Raw genomic sequence first — 16,754 nt, 5'->3', positions numbered from 1 at the left:
GCTCGTGCTCCTTGTTGGACGGTCAGCCTTTGAGACCGGTCATGGTGATGCCTTCGACGAAGCGCTTCTGCGCGAGCAGGAAGGCGACGACGAGAGGAAGGGTGATGATCAGCGTCGCGGCCATCAGCGCGCCGTAGTCGTCGCCCGCTTCCGCGGCGCGGAAATACATCAGGCCGAGCGGCGGCGTGGCGTAGGCCTGCTTGCTGATGACGATCAGCGGCCAGTAGAGATCGTTCCAGTGCGCGACGACGGAAAAGATCGCGAAGGCGGTGACGGCCGGCCAGGCGTTGGGCACGATGACGCGCGCGATGATGCCGAGCTCCGACATGCCGTCGAGCCGCGCCGCGTGGATGAGGTCGTCGGGCATGGCGCGGAAGAACTGCAGGAACATGAAGATCGCGAACACCGAGATCGTGAACGGAGCGACCAGCGCGGTGTAGCTGTTGAGCAGCGACATGCGGTCGAACGCGACATAGAGCGGCAGAGCGGTCGCATGGATGGGAACCAGAAGGCCGAGCATGACCAGCACCATCATCATGCGCGCCGCGCGAAATTTCAGCTTGGCCATCGCGTAGGCGCAAGGGATCGCGACCGCGACCTGGAAGAAGAAGATCAGTCCGCACACGACGATGCCGTTCCACAGCAGCGTTGCCATTGGCACCCTCTCCAGCGCCTTGGCGAAATTCTCAGCGAAGAAGGGATGCTGCGGAATCAGCGAAAGCGCCGCTGTGAAGATGTCGCTCTGCGTCTTGCCGGCGGTCGAGATCATGAAGATGTAGGGCGCCAGAATCATCAGCGCACCGAGCGAAAGCAGCGTGAAGCGGACGATGCGGCCGACCGAGATGCTGGTCATGTGTAGTGTACCCGCCGGTCGAGGACGCGATACTGCAGGAACATCAAAACGACGAGGATCGCCAGGAAAACCACCGTCATCGCCGACGCATAGCCGACGCGCATATAGACGAAGCCCTCCTGGTAGATGGTGAAGAGGAGCACTTCGGACGCCTTGTTCGGGCCTCCGTCAGTCAGCATCTTCACGGTCTCGAAAACCTTCACCGCATTGGTGATGCTGATCGTGACGACGAACAGCGTCGTCGGCCCGAGCATCGGCCAGGTGACCAGGAAGAACCGGTCGAGCGCCGATTTCGCGCCGTCGACTTCAGCCGCTGCGTAGAGCTCGCGCGGGATCGCCGTCAGGCCGGCCAGGAACAGCACCATGTTGAAGCCGACCGACTGCCAGACGCCGATGATCGACAGGCTGTAGAGGACGGTGTTCGAGGCGCCGAGCCAGTTCGGGCCGGGAATGCCGACAAGCGAAAGCAGCGCGTTGAGCGGCCCGATGGTCGGATGGAAGATATACTGCCAGACGGTTGCCATCGCGACGATCAGCGAGGCCACGGGCAGGAAGTAGACGGTGCGGAAGAAAGCCCGCGCGCGCAATTCGCCTTCGATCAGAAGCGCGACACCCAAGCCGAGCGCGATCGAGACCGGGGCGACCATCCCCGTGTAGAGAGTGGTGTTCCACAGCGATTTTCGAAAGGTGCGGTCGCTGAACAGATGCGCGTAGTTCTCGAAGCCGACGATACGGAATTTGCCGTAGCCGAGCTCGAAATCGGTGAAGCCCAAAAAGACGACGGCAACCACCGGCAACAGCACGAACAGGAAGAGCAGCACGATCGCCGGCAGCGCCAGCAGCCAGGCGGTCCGGTCCTCGCTGCGCGCACGCATTGTCGCGGCGCTCAGGACATTGCCCGCCAGCGCAACGCTAGACATAGGCCGGCTCCTGCCGTGCGCCCGCCACTTCCGCCATGCGAAGCCGGCGTCCCTCGGGCCCGAAGACCATCGCCTGCTCAGGAGCCAGAAGAATGCCCACCGGCATTCCGCCAATCAGGTCCTTCGCCTCTTGCGGCGCCAGCTTGGCGATGACGCTGTCGCCGGAGACGTCGAGCCGGCAATGGGCAATGACTTCCGAGCCGAGAAATTCCAGCCGTTCAATCCGCCCGGCAACGCCGCTCCGCCCGCTGGGGGACAGTTTGACGAATTCCGGGCGAATGCCGAGGCTGATCGGGCCGTTCGCCACCTTCTCCAGCAAAGCCAGCCGCATGCCTTCGAAGTCGACGCGACCGTTTTCGGCGACCGCCTGCAGGATATTGATCCTCGGCTGGCCGACGAACCGCGCGACTTCGATATGGGTGGGGTCGTTGTAGATCGTCTCGGGCGTGGCGAGCTGAAGCAGATGGCCGCCGATCATGACGGCGACGCGATCGGCCATCGACAGCGCCTCGGCCTGGTCATGCGTCACATAGAGCGTTGGCACACCGGCGCGCCGGTGCAATTCCACGATCTCGCCGCGCGCATGGACGCGCAGATTGGCATCCAGGTTGGAAAGCGGTTCGTCCATGAGGAAGATGCTGGGATGGCGCACCATCGCGCGCGCCAGCGCCACGCGCTGCCTCTGCCCACCAGACATCTGTCCAGGCTTGCGGTCGAGCAGATGGTCGATCTTCAGCAAGGTGGCCATCTCGCGCACATCGCGCGCGATGCCGGCGCGCAGCTCTCTCTGGCCCGGCAGCAGGGAGCCGATCAGCGGCAGGCGCTGTGCGCGGCTCAGCCGCTTCATGGCCAGCGGCACGGCGATATTCTGGCTGGCCGTCAGATGCGGATAGAGGGCGTAGGACTGGAACACCATGGCTATGTTGCGGTCGGCCGCGGCAACGTTCGACATCTCCTTGCCGCCCACCAGGATCTCGCCGGTGTCGGCATGGTCGAGCCCGGCGAGGATGCGCAGCAACGTGCTCTTGCCGCAGCCCGACGGGCCAACCAGAGCGATGAATTCGCCGGGCTCGGCATCGAGGCTGATGTCCTTGAGGACCGCGTTGCCGCCGAAGGCCTTGCTCAGGCCGCGAAGCGATAGCGCGCCCATCACCCAGCTTTCCTGCGGACCTTATGCGCCTCGTGCGGATAGACCTCCTCGACCACGTCGTCGAGGACATAGGCGGTCATGCCGGGCACGGCGACGATCTCGCTCGCGACCGCGTCATCAAAATGATGCATGACGGCGCCGATCAGCTGCTCGCCCGGCATCTTGCGTTCCATCGTGTCGACGATGAAGGCGGCGGACGGCCCCCATACCAGGGAGGTGCCGGCGTATTTGCCCTTCCACGCCCAGTGCAGGTGGCCGCTCGCATGCAGGGCCACGTCGTGGGCGGCGATCAGATCGTAGAGGCGCCGGCGTTGCGCCGGTCGGATGCTCCAATAGCCGGTGTCGCCTTCGTCCGGACCGTCGACAAAGAGCGGCTTGTGGGTAAACATCGCGACGTGGCGGCCGCCGCGACTCTCCAGCGTTTCCCGAAGCCATTCGAACTGGGCTTCTTCCGCGGCATCGTTGAAGCCCATCGCCTGGCTGTTTAGCCCAATGAGCCGCCAGTTTCCCGCATCTTCGGACCAGTAGTCAGGACCGGCCAAGCGGCGCCAGCGCTCCAGCCGTGCCGCATCGACCGGCTGCAGCGAACCCGGCAGATGGCCGACGTCGTGGTTGCCGGGCACCAGCAGCATGGGTCTCGATACCTCCCGCATCAGCCCCATGCAGAAGCTGATGTCGTCATCCTTGTCGGCTCCGTCGACGGTCAGATCGCCGGTGTGGATGACGAGATCGGCGCCGCTTTGCTCGATCCAGTCGGCCAGCGGCTCCCAATTGCCGTTGAAATGCGGCTTGGTCGGGCTGAAATGGGTGTCGGTGATCTGAACGATTTTCATGACGGCTCCGCCGCGAAAGCCGTACCGGAAACCAAGGGCGAACGGCTGCGCGTGCGGCTTCCTTAGTGCCGTTACATGTCACTTCCTTAACAGCGCCGGGGCAAAGTTTTGATTCAAGCACACAAGCCTGTGAAATGCGCGAACGGCCGCCGCCGGGCGATATTTTTTTGCTGGCAGCGGCACGGAAACGCCGTGTCGCTCCCCCGACTCACTTCACCTCGAACTGCGGGTCGACTGGAATCTGCAGGGATGTCACCAGATGGTTCGTCTGGGCGGCCAGGCCGATGATCGACACAAGCTCGCCGTGCTGCGCGTCGGTCATACCCTTGGCGCGGGCCGCGGCCGTGTGCGAGTGGATGCAGTAGGAACAGCCATTGGCGACTGAGACCGCGATATAGATCATTTCCTTGGTCAGCGGATCGATGGCGCTATCGGCGACCATCACCGCCTTGAGCTGTTCCCACACCCGCTTCAGCGCCGCCGGATCGTTGGCCAGCCCACGCCAGAAATTGTTGACGAAGTCGGATTTCCGCGTCGCGCGGATATCGTCGAACACGGCCTTCACCGCCGGGATTTTGTCGACCTCGGCATCGCTGAGCAGCTTTGTAGTGGCCATGGTGTGGTCCTTTCCTTTGAATCGCCGTCGGGGTCGTTAAATCAAGGGTTGCGCATAGACGGCTAAGCAGTTTGTCCGATTCAGCTTTTAGCTCGAAACGACATGTTGCCGCAGCGGTTGGCGGAAGCATCTGAGTGTCGTCATTCTAGGGCGGAGCAAGGAGCGTAGCGACGCGCGCAGACCCTGGAATCCATTCCGTGATCTCGCGCGAGGGGTGCAGCGGAGCAGAATTCTGGACCGTCGCAGCACTCGAGAATCGCGGCATGGATCCTCGGGTCTGCGCGCGTCGCTTCGCTCCTTGCTCCGCCCGTGGATGACGAAAGGACGGACGCCTCGGCTAATCTCCGTGGGTGGCTCGATCTAACGATGCGATTATTCCTTGCCCTGACAATTAATGAACCGCCGCATACATAATCTTCTCCTCCGTCGCCTCCGCCGGCGAGAACTCCTCGACGATACGGCCCTGCCGGCAGACAAGGATGCGGTCGGAAAGGTTCATGATCTCCGGCAGGTAGGACGAGATGACGACGACGGCGAGCCCTTCGTCGGCCAGCCGGTTGATGATCTGGTGGATCTCGGCGATGGCGCCGACATCGACGCCCCGCGTCGGCTCGTCGAAGATGACGATGCGCGGCTGCTGCACCAGTCCCTTGCCGATCACCACCTTCTGCTGGTTGCCGCCGGAGAGCTCGACGACGCGGGCATTGTCGTTGATCGCCTTGATATTCAGCGTCTTGGTCCATTCGGCGGAAAGCTGCCGCATCTCCTGCTGGTTGATCACCCAGGCCTTTTCGCGGCCCGCTGCGAGCAGCCCGCCGAACAGGTTCTCGGCGATGCCCATCGTCTCGAAGATGCCTTCGCTCTTGCGGTCCTCGGTGACGTAGACGATGCCGTCGGCCACCGCCTCGCTCGGTACGAGGTAGCGCACCGGCTTGTCGTCGAGCTCGATCGCGCCACCGCGCCGAAAATCGCGCTTGTAAATGCCCGACACGATCTTGAAGGTCTCGGTGCGGCCGGAGCCGATCAGCCCGAACACGCCGGTGATCTGGCCCTCGAAGATCGAGAAGGAATTGTTGCGCACGATGTTGCTCATCGAGATGTCCTGCACCGAGAGCACTTTCTTGCCCGCCTTGCGCAATTTCGTGTCGTCGCGCTGGCGGTAGATTTGCCCCGACAGCGAGCGCCCGACCATGGCGGCGACGATCCTGTCGCGGTCGAAGGCCGATGTCTCGTCGGTGATCACCAGTTCGCCGTCCCGCAGGATGGTGATGCGGTCGGCGATCATGAGCGCCTCTTCCAGCGCATGGCTGATGAAGACGATCGACACGCCGCGCGCCTTCAGCCGACGGATCAGCGCGAAGAAATGGCGCTTCTCCTCAGGCGTCAGCGTCGCCGTCGGCTCGTCGAAGATGATGATCTCGGCATTGTGGTGGACGGCGCGCGCGATCTCGACCATCTGCCGCTTGGCTGCTCCAAGCGTCGCCACCATCGCGTTCGGGTCCACGGGAAAATTCAGCGACTGCAGGAATTGCTGCGCCGAGATGTAGGTGCCGCGCAGCCGGTTGAGGAATTTCTCGGTGCCGAGATAAAGGTTCTGCGCCACCGTCATCGACGGCACCAGGCTGGTCTCCTGGAACACCATGGCAATGCCGGCTTCCAGCGCGGCATGCGGCGAGGCGTAAGCCGTCTCGACGCCCTTATGGAACATCTTGCCTGACGTCGCATCGACGACGCCGGCGATGATCTTGGTCAGCGTCGACTTGCCGGCGCCGTTCTCGCCGAGCAGCGCGTGGATCTCGCCTTTCCTCAGATCGAAGCTGACATTCTTCACTGCCGGCACGCCGCGATAAGTCTTGGTGACGTTTTCGAGACGGACGATCGGTTCCATCAGAAACCTCCCGAGGCGAGGTCGACGGCAAGCACGCAATCGCCGCCTTTCGAGGCGATGAACAGGCGGCCGTCCTGTTCCGCAACGCTGCATATGCCGTGGCGCGTGCCATTGGCGCGGCTGTGCAGGCTGAATTGCGGCTGCATGGTCCGGTCGAGCTTCACGACGAGCCCGTAGGAGCGGCTGGGCGACCACGGCTTGTGGATGCCCATGGTGCGGATGCTGCCGCATTGCAGCGGCTCGAGAAAACTGCGGTTGGAGGCCAGCGCCGGCGCGATCCAGTAGGCCGGCGGCACCTGGTCGATCATGTCCTGGCGATAATGCGTTTCCTGCAGCACGAATTCGATCAACCGGTTGCGCGGCGCAAACAGCGTCAGCCACGCCCCGCCGTCGCCAGATGGCGACAGGCGAGCGGGATAGCCGGGCAGATGCGTCAATACGGTCGAACGGTTTCCGGTCGCGCCATCGAAGCGGATGAGCTGATGACGCCAGCTCTCGCTCACCAGCACATCCCCGCCGACGGGATGGAGCCCATAGGGAAAAGCGAGATCACCAGCCATTTTGCGGAAGTCACCGCCGGCCGGATCTCGCTTCCAGAGCGAGCCGGACACGCCCTTCTTCATCAAATCGGCGGCCCATTGCGACGGCGCGTGCTCGGCCGAGCCGTTGGCCAGCCAGAGCGTGCCATCCTTGGCATAGGCAAGCGCGGTGATGCAGCGCACGCCAGCCGGCAGTGAAACATCCTTGCCGCCAATCAGCAGTTTGCCACTTTCGAGCGCCACCGTCAGGTCGCCTGACGGCGACTGCGCCAGTGCGGTGACGGGGGACGGAAAGGTCTCGACAATCTCGGCCTCGGCTCCGCCGACAAGCGAATGGACAGCGTTGCCGCTGGATGCGAGTAGCCGCTCGTCGGCAATCACCAGATTGTCCGGTTCGATCAGCCCGGCGAAGGCCGGCGCGTCGTCCAGCCGCGTGTTCGGGCGGAAGGCGCCGTCGAGCGGCGGTATGGTGACCGCCTTGCCGCGGAAAACATCCAGGATCGGATCGAGGATCATGGCTGGCCTCCCCAATAGGAAGCGGGGCTCGTCCAGTTCGCATCCGCGCCGGCGATCTTGTAGCGCCCGATGCGGTTGTTGAGGATGCCGCCGACGAACAGATAACCCTTGTGCTCGCGCATCGAGGTCACCATCGGATGCGCGTTGCCGGAAAGATCGCCGAGCGTCTCGACGATGCCGCCCTTCTCGTTGAACTTCACCACCCCGCCGGTGTTGATGTTGGGGAACAGCCACTCGTCCTGCGGCAGGCGCCGCGTCATGCGCTTGCGCATATCAGGGTGGCGCAGCGACAGGTCGAAGCTCGGCGTGCGCATGCCGAGCCAGGCCATCCAGTAATTGCCGTCGGAGGCCCGGTTGATGTTATCGGGGTAGCCCGGCATGTCGCGGATGACGCATTCGGCGGTACCGGCCTTCGGTCCTTCCAGCCAGTAGCGATGCACGCGGCAGGCCCAGCTTTCGGCGAAGAATAGCGACTTGCCGTCATGCGCCATGCAAACGCCGTTGGTGTAGCGATAGCCGTCGAGCAGCGTCTTGGTCGAACCGTCCTTCGGGTCGTAGACCAGAAGGCGGCCCGTGGCGCGGTTCTCGATCGAGTCCAAGGCCCAATCGTGGGCGTCATAGCGCTTGGTGGAATCGGTGAAATAGATGCGGCCATCCGGCGCGATATCGCAATCGTTCGGGTCGCGCAGCCTTGCGTCGTCGACGATCGAGGTCCAGGAGCGTGCCGTCTCGGCCGACAGGCGCTTGACGTCCCGCTTCGGCGAGACCGAATAGAGCCCCATGGCGCCGACACAGCTGATCAGATTGCCTTCCTTGTCGAAGGCCAGGCCCAGCGGGAAGCCGCCGATATGGGCAAACACTTCCGACTTCACATACTCAGGCGCGAAGAAGCGGACGATCTCGCCATGGCGCGTGCCGCAATAGAGATGGTCGTCGCGGTCAAGGATCACGTCCTCGGGCCCTTCCAGCTCGCCGAGCCCGATATGATCCGCCGCCGAAAGCCGATTGTCGAGCTCGTAGGATGTGCCGGAACCTGGCGCAGCCGATTGCGTCTCACCCATCCTGAGGTAGACCGGCGCGACATAGACCTCGTTCAGCACCTTGTGGCGGTTCTTGAGCCAGCGGATGTCGATGGTGACGGCGACGGCCAGAAGGATGCCGAGCACCATCTGGTTGGTGCCGGTGCCGTAGCCCAGCCGGATCAGGCCGTTGGTCATGGTAAGCACGATGATGGCGCCCATCAGGCCCTTGACCACCGAGCCGCGTCCGCCGCCCAGGCTGACGCCGCCGACCACTGCTGCCGTCAGCGCCATGATCTCGAGATTGAGGCCGGTGCCCGGCCCCGCCCCACTCAACCGGCAGGCGATGAGGAAGCCGCCGATCGAGGCGCAGAAGCCGGAGAAAACATAGGTCATGAACACGGTGCGGCGCACGCGGATGCCGGCATTATGCGCCGAGCGCCGGGAGCCGCCCACCGCCAGCACATGCCAGCCGGGGCGCGATCGCGTCAGCGCGATATGCGTGACGATGGCGAGGACGATTGCCAGCCAGACCGAGACCGACAGACCCCAGAACGTGCCGTCCCCGATGAAGTCGAGCACACCGGAGCTCGCCTGGGAGAGCTGCACGTCGGCGGCATAGGTGGTGACGAGGATGTCGAACAGCGCCCGCCCGAAAATGAAGGTGACCAGCGTGGTGAGGAAGGCGCGCAGCCTGAGATAGCCGACCAGGTAGCCATTGATGGCGCCGAAGACGAGCCCCGTGCAGAGTGCCGCGGCCAAGGCCAGCCAGATCGACTGTTCGAGGATGAAGAAGACGTAGACGGCGGAGAAACAGGACAGCGCGAAGATCGAGCCGACCGCAAGATCGATCCCGCCGCCCAGCATCACCACGGTCATGCCGATGACCACAAGCGAGAACTCGCCCAGCTGGCGGGTCGATTCCTGCAGCGAGGTGAGCTTGAAGAAGCCCGGAATGATCGAGCCGAACACGCCGAGCGTCGCCACCAGCGCCAGGAAGGGTATGGCGTTGTCGGTCCAGCGTTTGGTCAGTATCTCGCCGACCAGATGGTCGGGCACGAGATTGTAGCGCCAGGCCTGGAGGCGTTCACGAAGAGTCATCGGCTGCTGCTGTCATCAATGGGAAAGAGGTGGCCGGAACAATCCGGCCACCCCGGGGATGCGTTCTGGCGGCGCGGCTTATTTCGCCGCCACTTCGGCCTGCAGCGCCTTCAGGTCCCAGCAGCTGTCGGGCTTGAGGTCGGCCTTGGTCGTCGCCTTCTCCAGCGTGTAGATGTAGGTGTGCGAGGTGCCGGCCGGCTGGCCGCTCTGCAGCAGGAACTTGATGATGGCGTTCATGTCGCCCGACTGGCGGGCAAGATCGGTCATCACCACGGCGCCGTAGGTGCCGTCCACGAGCTTGTCGCAATCGGCTGCCTTCTCGCCGCCGCCGGTGGTGACCAGGAACACCTTGCCGTCGAGCTTGGCGTCGCGGATCGCGGCCGAGGCGCCGGTGGCGTCGCCATCCCAGAAGTCGATGATCGAGCAGATGTCCGGGTGCTGCTGCAGCATCGTCGTTGTCACGTTGCGCGAGGTGGTCGCGTCCCAGTTCGAGTCGGGCTTTGCCACCACCTGGAAGTCGGGATGCTTCTCCAGCACCTTCATGATGCCGGCATACTGGTAGAGGCTGGAGGAGTTCGCCTGGTCGCCCTGCACCAGCCCGATCTTCTTGGAGGAATTGTCGCCGCAGCCCTTGATCGCCGCTTCGGCTTCGAGCTGGCCGAGCTTGTCCCAGTCGCTGCCGACGAAGGCGTCGGCCGGGAAGTTGGCCGGATTGTCGACCAGCAGCACATAGGTGCCGGCGGCCTGCGCCTTCTTCATAAGCTTCGAATAGGAGTTGAGGTCGGGCGCGTGGATGATGAGCACGTCAGGCCGCGTGTCCGAAGCGATGGCGTCGGTGATCGCCTGCGCGCCGGCATCGACGACCCAATTCGGATCGCGGGTCTCGAACGTGCCGCCCCAGGCCTCGACTTCCTTCTTCAGATAATGCGCCCAGCCCTGCGCCAGGTCGAAGCCCATCGCCAGCGGCACCAGCATGACACGCTTGCCGTTAAGCGACTTGGCATAGGCGGCCGGACCCGGATCGTCGGCGGCGAAGCTCGGCGCCACGAAGGCGGTAATGGCAAGCGCCGTCGCCGCGGCCATGAGAGTTCTGATCAGTTTCATGTCACACCTCTGGTTGGTCGTTGTTGGCGGCCGGCCCCAAACCGACCGCGTCTGGTCTAAATGTCGCCTTGTTGCGCCGTCTGTTCGTCGCGCGGATTGATGATGCCGTCGACGATGATGGCCCCTAACAAGATCGCCGCCTTAATCAGGTTCTGGTAGAGCAGTGGAATGTCGATGATGGTCATGGCGTTGAGCAGGATGCCGATCAGTGCCGCTCCAACCAGCACGTTGCGCACCCCGCCCCTGCCGCCCGAAAGGCCGATGCCGCCGATTACCGCCACCAGCACGATGTCGTAGAGCAGCGTCGAGTTGACGATGCGAGTGTTGATCGAATGCAGGCTGGCCGCCGTCAGCAGCCCGGCGATCAGGGCCACGAAAGCCGACAGCACATAGCGCAGCACCAGCATGGGCCGCACCGGGACGCCGATGTTGCGGGCGGCGACCGGATTGTCGCCGGCGAAATAGATGAAGCGGCCCCATTTGGTGTAGCGCAGGAACAGGAAGACCAGGAAGGCCAGCCCGGCGAAGACGAACACCTCGACCGGAATATCGAGGAAGCGGACGCCGCCGAGCAGCTCGACCCAGTGCCCCCCGGGCACCGGCACGGCATCCTGGGTGATCAGTTGCGAGCGCACATAGCCGAACACGAAGGAGCCGGTGGCCAAAGTGACGAAGATCGCCGGCACGTCGGCATAGGCGACGAGAAAGCCGTTGAGCAGGCCGATGGCGAGCACGCCCGCCAGCACATAGACGAAGGCGAGCCCATCCGAGGTGCCGGTGTTGAGCAATTGCAGGTACCAGGCGACCGACATCGCCATGATCGCCACCGCCGACAGGTCGATGCCGCGGCCGATGATGACGACCGCCATGCCGAGCGCCAGAATGCCAAGCACCGAGACCGAGCGGACGATGGCCACCAGATTGTCGGCTGTCAGGAATCCGGGCAGGCCCAGCGCAGCGGCGGCGAACAGCAGGATGGCGATGGCAAAGACGATGCCTTCCTGATTAAGGCGCCTCCAGTCCGGCCAGCCGATCGCATTCATCGCTTATATCTTTCGCCCCGATGGCAAGGCCGTGTCGGCTCCCATCCCGCCCGAAAGCTAATCGGCTCAACAGTGGCTCGTCAAATGAATCCGCGTTCAAGAACCGCGCCTCTCCAACTATTTTCCAAATGGACGCATCGATTGCCGAAACTGGCGCAATAGCCGGAAACTCCTGCGCTTTTGGCTATCCGTTGCGCCGATCGCCCGGCAGGCGGAAGAGCCCGTTCGACGACGGCGGAGACGACGCCATTTAAGTCCGAAAAATGCGACCGGCGCGACCTCAATTGTTCGTCGAATGGCCAGAAACCTCAGCCCCGGCATTGGCCGGCAGGACCAGGAAGCGCATCGCCGCGGCGAGACCGAGCAGGCCGATCGCGACAAAGGTGATTCTGAAGTCGGCAAGGTCGGGCACGGCTTCGCCGCTGACGATCTGCGACAAATTGAGGATCGCCGCCGCGATCGCCACGCCGAACAGCATCGCTATCTGCTGCAGCATGCTGGACAGCGTCGCGGCCGAGCTTCGCTGCGGCGCGCCGATATCGGCGAAGGCAAGCGTGTTCAGGGCGGTGAATTGCATCGAGCGCGTGAGACCGGCAACCAGCATCAGCGCGACGGTCAGCGCCAGCGGCGTCTGCGGCGAGATCGCCCCGCAGGCCATGATCGCCAGCGATGCGATCATCCCGTTCACCACCATCACGGTGCGGAAGCCGAAGCGCCTCAGCGTCGGTGTGGTCACGGTCTTCATGCCGAGATTGCCGAGGAAATAGGCCAGCACCAACAGGCCGGCATCGACTGGACGCAGCCCGAAGCCGACCTGGAACAGCAGCGGCAGCAGGAAGGGCGTGGCATTGATCGCGACACGGAAGACGGTGCCCGCGGCAAACGTCGAGATCGCGAAGGTCAGTATCTTGAAGGCCGAAAGGTCGAGCAGCGGATGCCGGGCCTGCAAGAGGTGGCGAACGGCGAACCAGCCGACCACGATGCCAATGGCGATGCAGCCTGCCGTCGGCAGCAAGCCGTCCTCGGGATGCGCCAGGCGCTCAAGCCCGTAAAGCATCACTGCAAGGCCGAGCGAGGTGAGGAAAAAGCCCGGCCAATCGAACGGCTTCGCCTCGGATACACGATCGCCCGGCACGAACCGGGCGACCAGCACAAGTCCGGCCAGCCCCAGCGGCGCGTTGATGAAGAAGTTCCAATGCCAGGAGAGATAGGTGGTGATGAAGCCGCCGAGCACCGGACCGACCACCGGCGCGAACAGGGCCGGCCAGGTGATCAGCGCCGTGGCGTTGAGCAACTCCGACTTTTCGGCGTTGCGCAGCACCAGGATACGGCCCACCGGCGTCATCAGCGCGCTGCCAAGGCCTTGCACGATGCGGGCGGCGACGAACTCACTCAGGCTCTGCGAAAAACCGCAGGCGATCGAGGCCAGCGTGAACAGCGCGATCGCCGCGAGGAAGATGTTGCGCGCGCCGAAGCGGTCGGCAAGCCAGGCTGACAGCGGCACGAACACCGCCATGGTCAGCATGTAGGCGGTGATGCCGATGCTCATCGCCACCGCCGGCACGCCGAAGGACTGTCCCATCTGCGGCAGCGAGGTCGAGATGATCGTCGAATCCAGCAGTTGCATGAAGAAGGCGACCGCCACGATCAGCGCGACGCGCCGGGACTGCCGCGCGAAAACTATCGGCCGGGACACGTCTCCGTTGTCGGGAATGCTGGTCATGACGCGCTGGTTGAACAGCATAAGCATGGCGCAGTCCAGAGCTTATCCAACAAACTTCCGTGTCGCCGTTTCGCCTGTTATGGATGAGCCTGGGGGTGGCCGAGGAAAACGCATGAAGCCGATCTATATCGACTACCTCAATGCTCTCGACATCGAAGCGCTTGCCATGACCGACGCCGAGATCATCGGCGCCGTGGAAGCGGGGCTCGTCGCGCAGGGCAACGGCCGGACTGTGATCGAGCCGCGCGTCCATCTCGAGCCCGACCCGTCCTTTCACGGCCACTTCAACGTGCTGCGCGGCTATGTGGCGCCGCTCGACGCCGCCGGCGTGAAGATCGTCGGCGACTATGTCGACAACTACAAGCACGGCCTGCCGTCGGAATTCGGCATCCTCAACCTTTTCGATCCGCGCACCGGCACGCCGCGCGCCATCCTCGACGCCACCGTCATCACCGACATGCGCACCGGCGCCGTCACCGCCATCGGCGCCAGGCATCTGGCGAAGACGTCGTCCAAGGTGCTCGGCCATATCGGCGCGCGCGGCACCGCCTATTGGAATGTGCGCCTGCTCGATCATCTCTTCGATTTCGACGAGATCCGCATCCATTCGCGCCGGCCGGAAAGCCGCGACGCCTTCGCCGCGAAGCTGGCAGCCGACCTCGGCAAGCCGGTCCTGGCCGTGGCTGACTGGAAAAGCTGCGTCGAAGGCGCGGATATCGTGGTCGAGGCCTCGCGGCTGCCGGAGCCGCAGCCGCTGCTCAAGACCGAATGGATCAAGCGGGGCGCGCTGGTCGTGCCCTACGGCACGATGAGCGCCGTCGAACTGTCGCTCACCGACATCATGCAAAAGATCGTCGTCGACGACTGGGGGCAGTGCAAGGGCGGCAAGTTCGGCTCGCTGCGCGCCCATGTCGAGACAGGACGGCTGAGCGAGGCGACGCTGCACGCCGAACTGGGCCAGATCGCGGCCGGCCTGAAGCCGGGCCGGCAAAGCGATGGCGAGACGATCCTGTTCTGGCATCGCGGCCTCTCGCTCTCCGATATTGCGCTCGGCAAGGCCATGCTCGCCAAGGCCGGCGAAAACGGCATCGGCCAGCGGCTGCGCTTCGCATGAGCCCGCTCGTTCTCACCGGCGCAGGCGTCAGCATCGAGGATGTGGTTGCAGCCGCGCGCAATGCCTGCAAGGTCGAGGTCACGCCTGCCGTCCTCGAAAGGCTCGCCAAGGCACGCCAGGTCCTCGATGCCGCCGCGGCCGGCGGCCAGCAGATCTACGGGTTGAACAGAGGCCTCGGCGCCAATCTCGTCGCCGCGGTCGAAGGCGACGCGAGCGCCTTCCAGCGCCAGTTGATCGAAGGCCGCAGCGCCGCCGTCGGCGAGGCCCTGCCCGTGCCGGTGGCACGTGCGGCGATGTTTGCCCGCATTGCAATGCTGGCGTCCGGCGGCTCTGGCCTGTCGCCGCGTGTATTCACGGCGCTGGTCGAGGCGCTCAATGCCGGCGTGCATCCGGTGATGCCGTCGCTTGGCTCGATCGGCGCCGGCGACCTCCTGCTGATGACGGCGATCGCCAGGGTGCTGATCGGCGAAGGCGAAGCGGAATATCAGAGCCGCCGCATGCCTGCCGCCAAGGCGCTGATGATGGCGCGGCTTGCGCCCGTCACGCTCTCGCCGAAGGACGGCCTCTCCCTGATCAACGCCTCGGCGGTTTCGGCCGGCACCGGGGCGCTGGCGCTGACCGATGCGCTGTCGGCGCTCGAACAGCAACAGCAGGCCGGCGCGCTGACGATGGAAGGTATTGGCGCCAACCGCACCATCCTCGATCCGCGCCAGCACCAGGCACGCCCTGGCGCCTGCCAGCAGCTTGCGGCGAAGGCGCTGCGCGACCTGCTGGCGCGCGATGAAGCGCCGGCGCCGACCACGATCCAAGACCCGCTGTCGATCCGCTGCATGCCCTCGATCCATGGCGCGCTGATCCAGGCGATCGACCATGCGCGGCTGGCGGTCGAGATCGAGCTCAACGCCGCCGCCGACAATCCGCTGGTGCTTGCCGAGGATGAGCTGGTCATGTCGACCGGCAACTTCCACACCGCGTCGCTGGCGCTCGCCTTCGAGACGCTTGGCCTGGCGATCGCGCAATGCGCAGCAGCGTCCGCCGCGCGCTTCATCCAGCTCACCGGCTCAACCCGCCACGGCCTGCCGAAATATCTTTCGCCGATCGGCGGCGCCTCGGCGGGCTTCGTCCCGCTGCAGAAAACGGTGACGGCTATCCTGGCCGCGATCCGCCACAAGGCCAATCCGGTGATGCTCGATTTCCTGCCGGTGTCCGAGGGCGTCGAGGATCACGCGACGCAGACGCCGCTCGCCGTCGCCAAATGCGCCGAGATGACCGTGCTGTGGCGGCGGCTGATTGCCTTCGAGCTGATGGCCGCGGCGCAGGCCGTCGACTTGCGCGAGGGAGCCACGCTCGCGCCGGCCACCGGCGCGATCCACGCGGCGGTGCGCTCGCATGTGGCCACGCTCAAGGAAGACAGGCCGCTCGGCATTGATTCCGAAGCGCTCTACGCCGTCCTCGCCAGCGGAATCTGGCAAGGTTCACCAACTGCAGGCTGAAGCTCGCGGCGGATCAGGCCTTCGCGTCCACCTTCTTCATGAAGCGTGTGAGCTCGTCCGGATCCATATGCACGATATGCCTGTCTTCCGGATAGGCGCCGCTGTTGACGTCGGCGACATATTCCGAAAACGCCGCGATGCGCTCCGCCTGCAGCCGGTCGTATTCGGCGGCGAAGTTGCGGTAGACTTTCGAATGGCGCGGCATATGACCGCGATTGGTGCCGAGAATATCCTCGGCGAACAGATATTGCGCATCGCAGCCCGTACCCGCGCCCATCGACAGCATGATCAGCGGGGTGCGCTCGGAGATCGCTTTCGCCACCTCCACCGGCACCACTTCGATCTCGGCGCCGATGGCGCCGGCGGCCTCCAGTTGCTTGACCGCCTCGAACACCTGCATGGCCGTATCGGCGGTCTTGCCGACCGCCTTGAAGCCGCCGGTCCATGTGGCGCGCGACGGGATCAGCCCGACATGACCAATGACCGGAATCGCATCGTCGGCCATGCGCTTGATCGTGGCGTAGCCGGCGCTGCAATAGACGGCGTCGGCTCCGGCCTTGTAGAGCCGGAACGACCAGCGCACGAAATCGTCGGTGGTGCCGATCTCGAAAAAATTGTCGCCCGGCATGGTGAAGAGGCTGGGCGCGGCATCGCGATATTGCGGATTGAGCACCAGTTCCGGCGGCACCGAGACGATGTCTACCCCTGCCCGTTCGGCGGCCTCGGCTTCTTCCAGCGTCAGCACGCGTAGCATGGTAAGCTGCCGCTTGCCCTTCATGGCGCGCAGATCGGCGACGGTCGGTCTCTTTCGGCTCATCGGTACATCCTGTTTTTGTCTGACG

The 16,754-nt window shown here is 64.4% G+C and carries 14 protein-coding genes; 2 read left to right on the top strand and 12 right to left on the bottom strand.

What is annotated here, in order from left to right; genetic code table 11:
- Window positions 1-22 precede the first annotated feature (22 nt).
- From FJ957_RS04115 to FJ957_RS04065, 11 genes are all read right to left on the bottom strand, one after another.
- A complete protein-coding gene (locus FJ957_RS04115) occupies window positions 23-853 on the bottom strand; it encodes a carbohydrate ABC transporter permease (protein ID WP_140828803.1) in 831 nt (276 codons plus the stop codon).
- A complete protein-coding gene (locus FJ957_RS04110) occupies window positions 850-1,773 on the bottom strand; it encodes a sugar ABC transporter permease (protein ID WP_140828802.1) in 924 nt (307 codons plus the stop codon). Before FJ957_RS04110 ends, FJ957_RS04115 begins: the two co-directional genes overlap by 4 nt.
- Window positions 1,766-2,923, bottom strand: a complete 1,158-nt coding sequence (locus FJ957_RS04105; protein WP_140828800.1) for an ABC transporter ATP-binding protein — start codon at window positions 2,921-2,923, stop codon at window positions 1,766-1,768. Before FJ957_RS04105 ends, FJ957_RS04110 begins: the two co-directional genes overlap by 8 nt.
- The gene (locus tag FJ957_RS04100; RefSeq protein ID WP_140828798.1) at window positions 2,923-3,756 is read right to left on the bottom strand and encodes a metallophosphoesterase; all 834 of its coding nucleotides are present in this window, start codon (window positions 3,754-3,756) and stop codon (window positions 2,923-2,925) included. The genes FJ957_RS04105 and FJ957_RS04100 overlap by 1 nt, the downstream gene beginning before the upstream one ends.
- 208 nt (window positions 3,757-3,964) lie before the next feature.
- The gene (locus FJ957_RS04095) at window positions 3,965-4,372 is read right to left on the bottom strand and encodes a carboxymuconolactone decarboxylase family protein (protein WP_140828796.1); all 408 of its coding nucleotides are present in this window, start codon (window positions 4,370-4,372) and stop codon (window positions 3,965-3,967) included.
- 391 nt (window positions 4,373-4,763) lie between these two features.
- Window positions 4,764-6,260 carry a sugar ABC transporter ATP-binding protein gene (locus FJ957_RS04090; protein ID WP_140828794.1) on the bottom strand — a complete coding sequence of 499 codons (1,497 nt, stop codon included), beginning with the start codon at window positions 6,258-6,260 and terminating at the stop codon, window positions 4,764-4,766.
- A complete protein-coding gene (locus FJ957_RS04085) occupies window positions 6,260-7,315 on the bottom strand; it encodes a hypothetical protein (protein ID WP_140828792.1) in 1,056 nt (351 codons plus the stop codon). The genes FJ957_RS04090 and FJ957_RS04085 overlap by 1 nt, the downstream gene beginning before the upstream one ends.
- Window positions 7,312-9,435 carry an SMP-30/gluconolactonase/LRE family protein gene (locus tag FJ957_RS04080; RefSeq protein ID WP_140828791.1) on the bottom strand — a complete coding sequence of 708 codons (2,124 nt, stop codon included), beginning with the start codon at window positions 9,433-9,435 and terminating at the stop codon, window positions 7,312-7,314. Before FJ957_RS04080 ends, FJ957_RS04085 begins: the two co-directional genes overlap by 4 nt.
- Before the next feature lie 78 nt (window positions 9,436-9,513).
- Window positions 9,514-10,539: a sugar ABC transporter substrate-binding protein gene (locus FJ957_RS04075; RefSeq protein ID WP_140828789.1), complete on the bottom strand. Its 1,026-nt coding sequence runs from the start codon at window positions 10,537-10,539 to the stop codon at window positions 9,514-9,516.
- Window positions 10,540-10,595: 56 nt separating this feature from the next.
- On the bottom strand, window positions 10,596-11,582 hold the full coding sequence (locus tag FJ957_RS04070; protein ID WP_140706539.1) for an ABC transporter permease: 987 nt from the start codon (window positions 11,580-11,582) through the stop codon (window positions 10,596-10,598).
- Window positions 11,583-11,862: 280 nt separating this feature from the next.
- Entirely contained in the window at window positions 11,863-13,305 is a 1,443-nt protein-coding gene (locus FJ957_RS04065) for a DHA2 family efflux MFS transporter permease subunit (protein ID WP_140829548.1), read from the bottom strand.
- A gap of 112 nt (window positions 13,306-13,417) precedes the next feature.
- Between FJ957_RS04065 and FJ957_RS04060 the strand changes: the two genes are divergently transcribed.
- Window positions 13,418-14,419: an ornithine cyclodeaminase family protein gene (locus tag FJ957_RS04060; RefSeq protein WP_140828787.1), complete on the top strand. Its 1,002-nt coding sequence runs from the start codon at window positions 13,418-13,420 to the stop codon at window positions 14,417-14,419.
- A complete protein-coding gene (gene hutH / locus FJ957_RS04055; protein WP_140828785.1) occupies window positions 14,416-15,912 on the top strand; it encodes a histidine ammonia-lyase in 1,497 nt (498 codons plus the stop codon). The genes FJ957_RS04060 and hutH overlap by 4 nt, the downstream gene beginning before the upstream one ends.
- Window positions 15,913-15,925: 13 nt before the next feature.
- Here hutH and FJ957_RS04050 read toward each other — a convergent pair whose 3' ends face one another.
- A complete protein-coding gene (locus FJ957_RS04050; protein WP_140828783.1) occupies window positions 15,926-16,729 on the bottom strand; it encodes a 3-methyl-2-oxobutanoate hydroxymethyltransferase in 804 nt (267 codons plus the stop codon).
- Between the last annotated feature and the right edge of the window lie 25 nt (window positions 16,730-16,754).

This window comes from Mesorhizobium sp. B2-4-6, from assembly GCF_006442775.1.
In the GTDB taxonomy this organism is placed as follows: domain Bacteria; phylum Pseudomonadota; class Alphaproteobacteria; order Rhizobiales; family Rhizobiaceae; genus Mesorhizobium.
The sequence above is the reverse complement of the archived record's forward strand: the minus strand, read 5'-3'. Positions and strand labels throughout refer to the sequence as shown.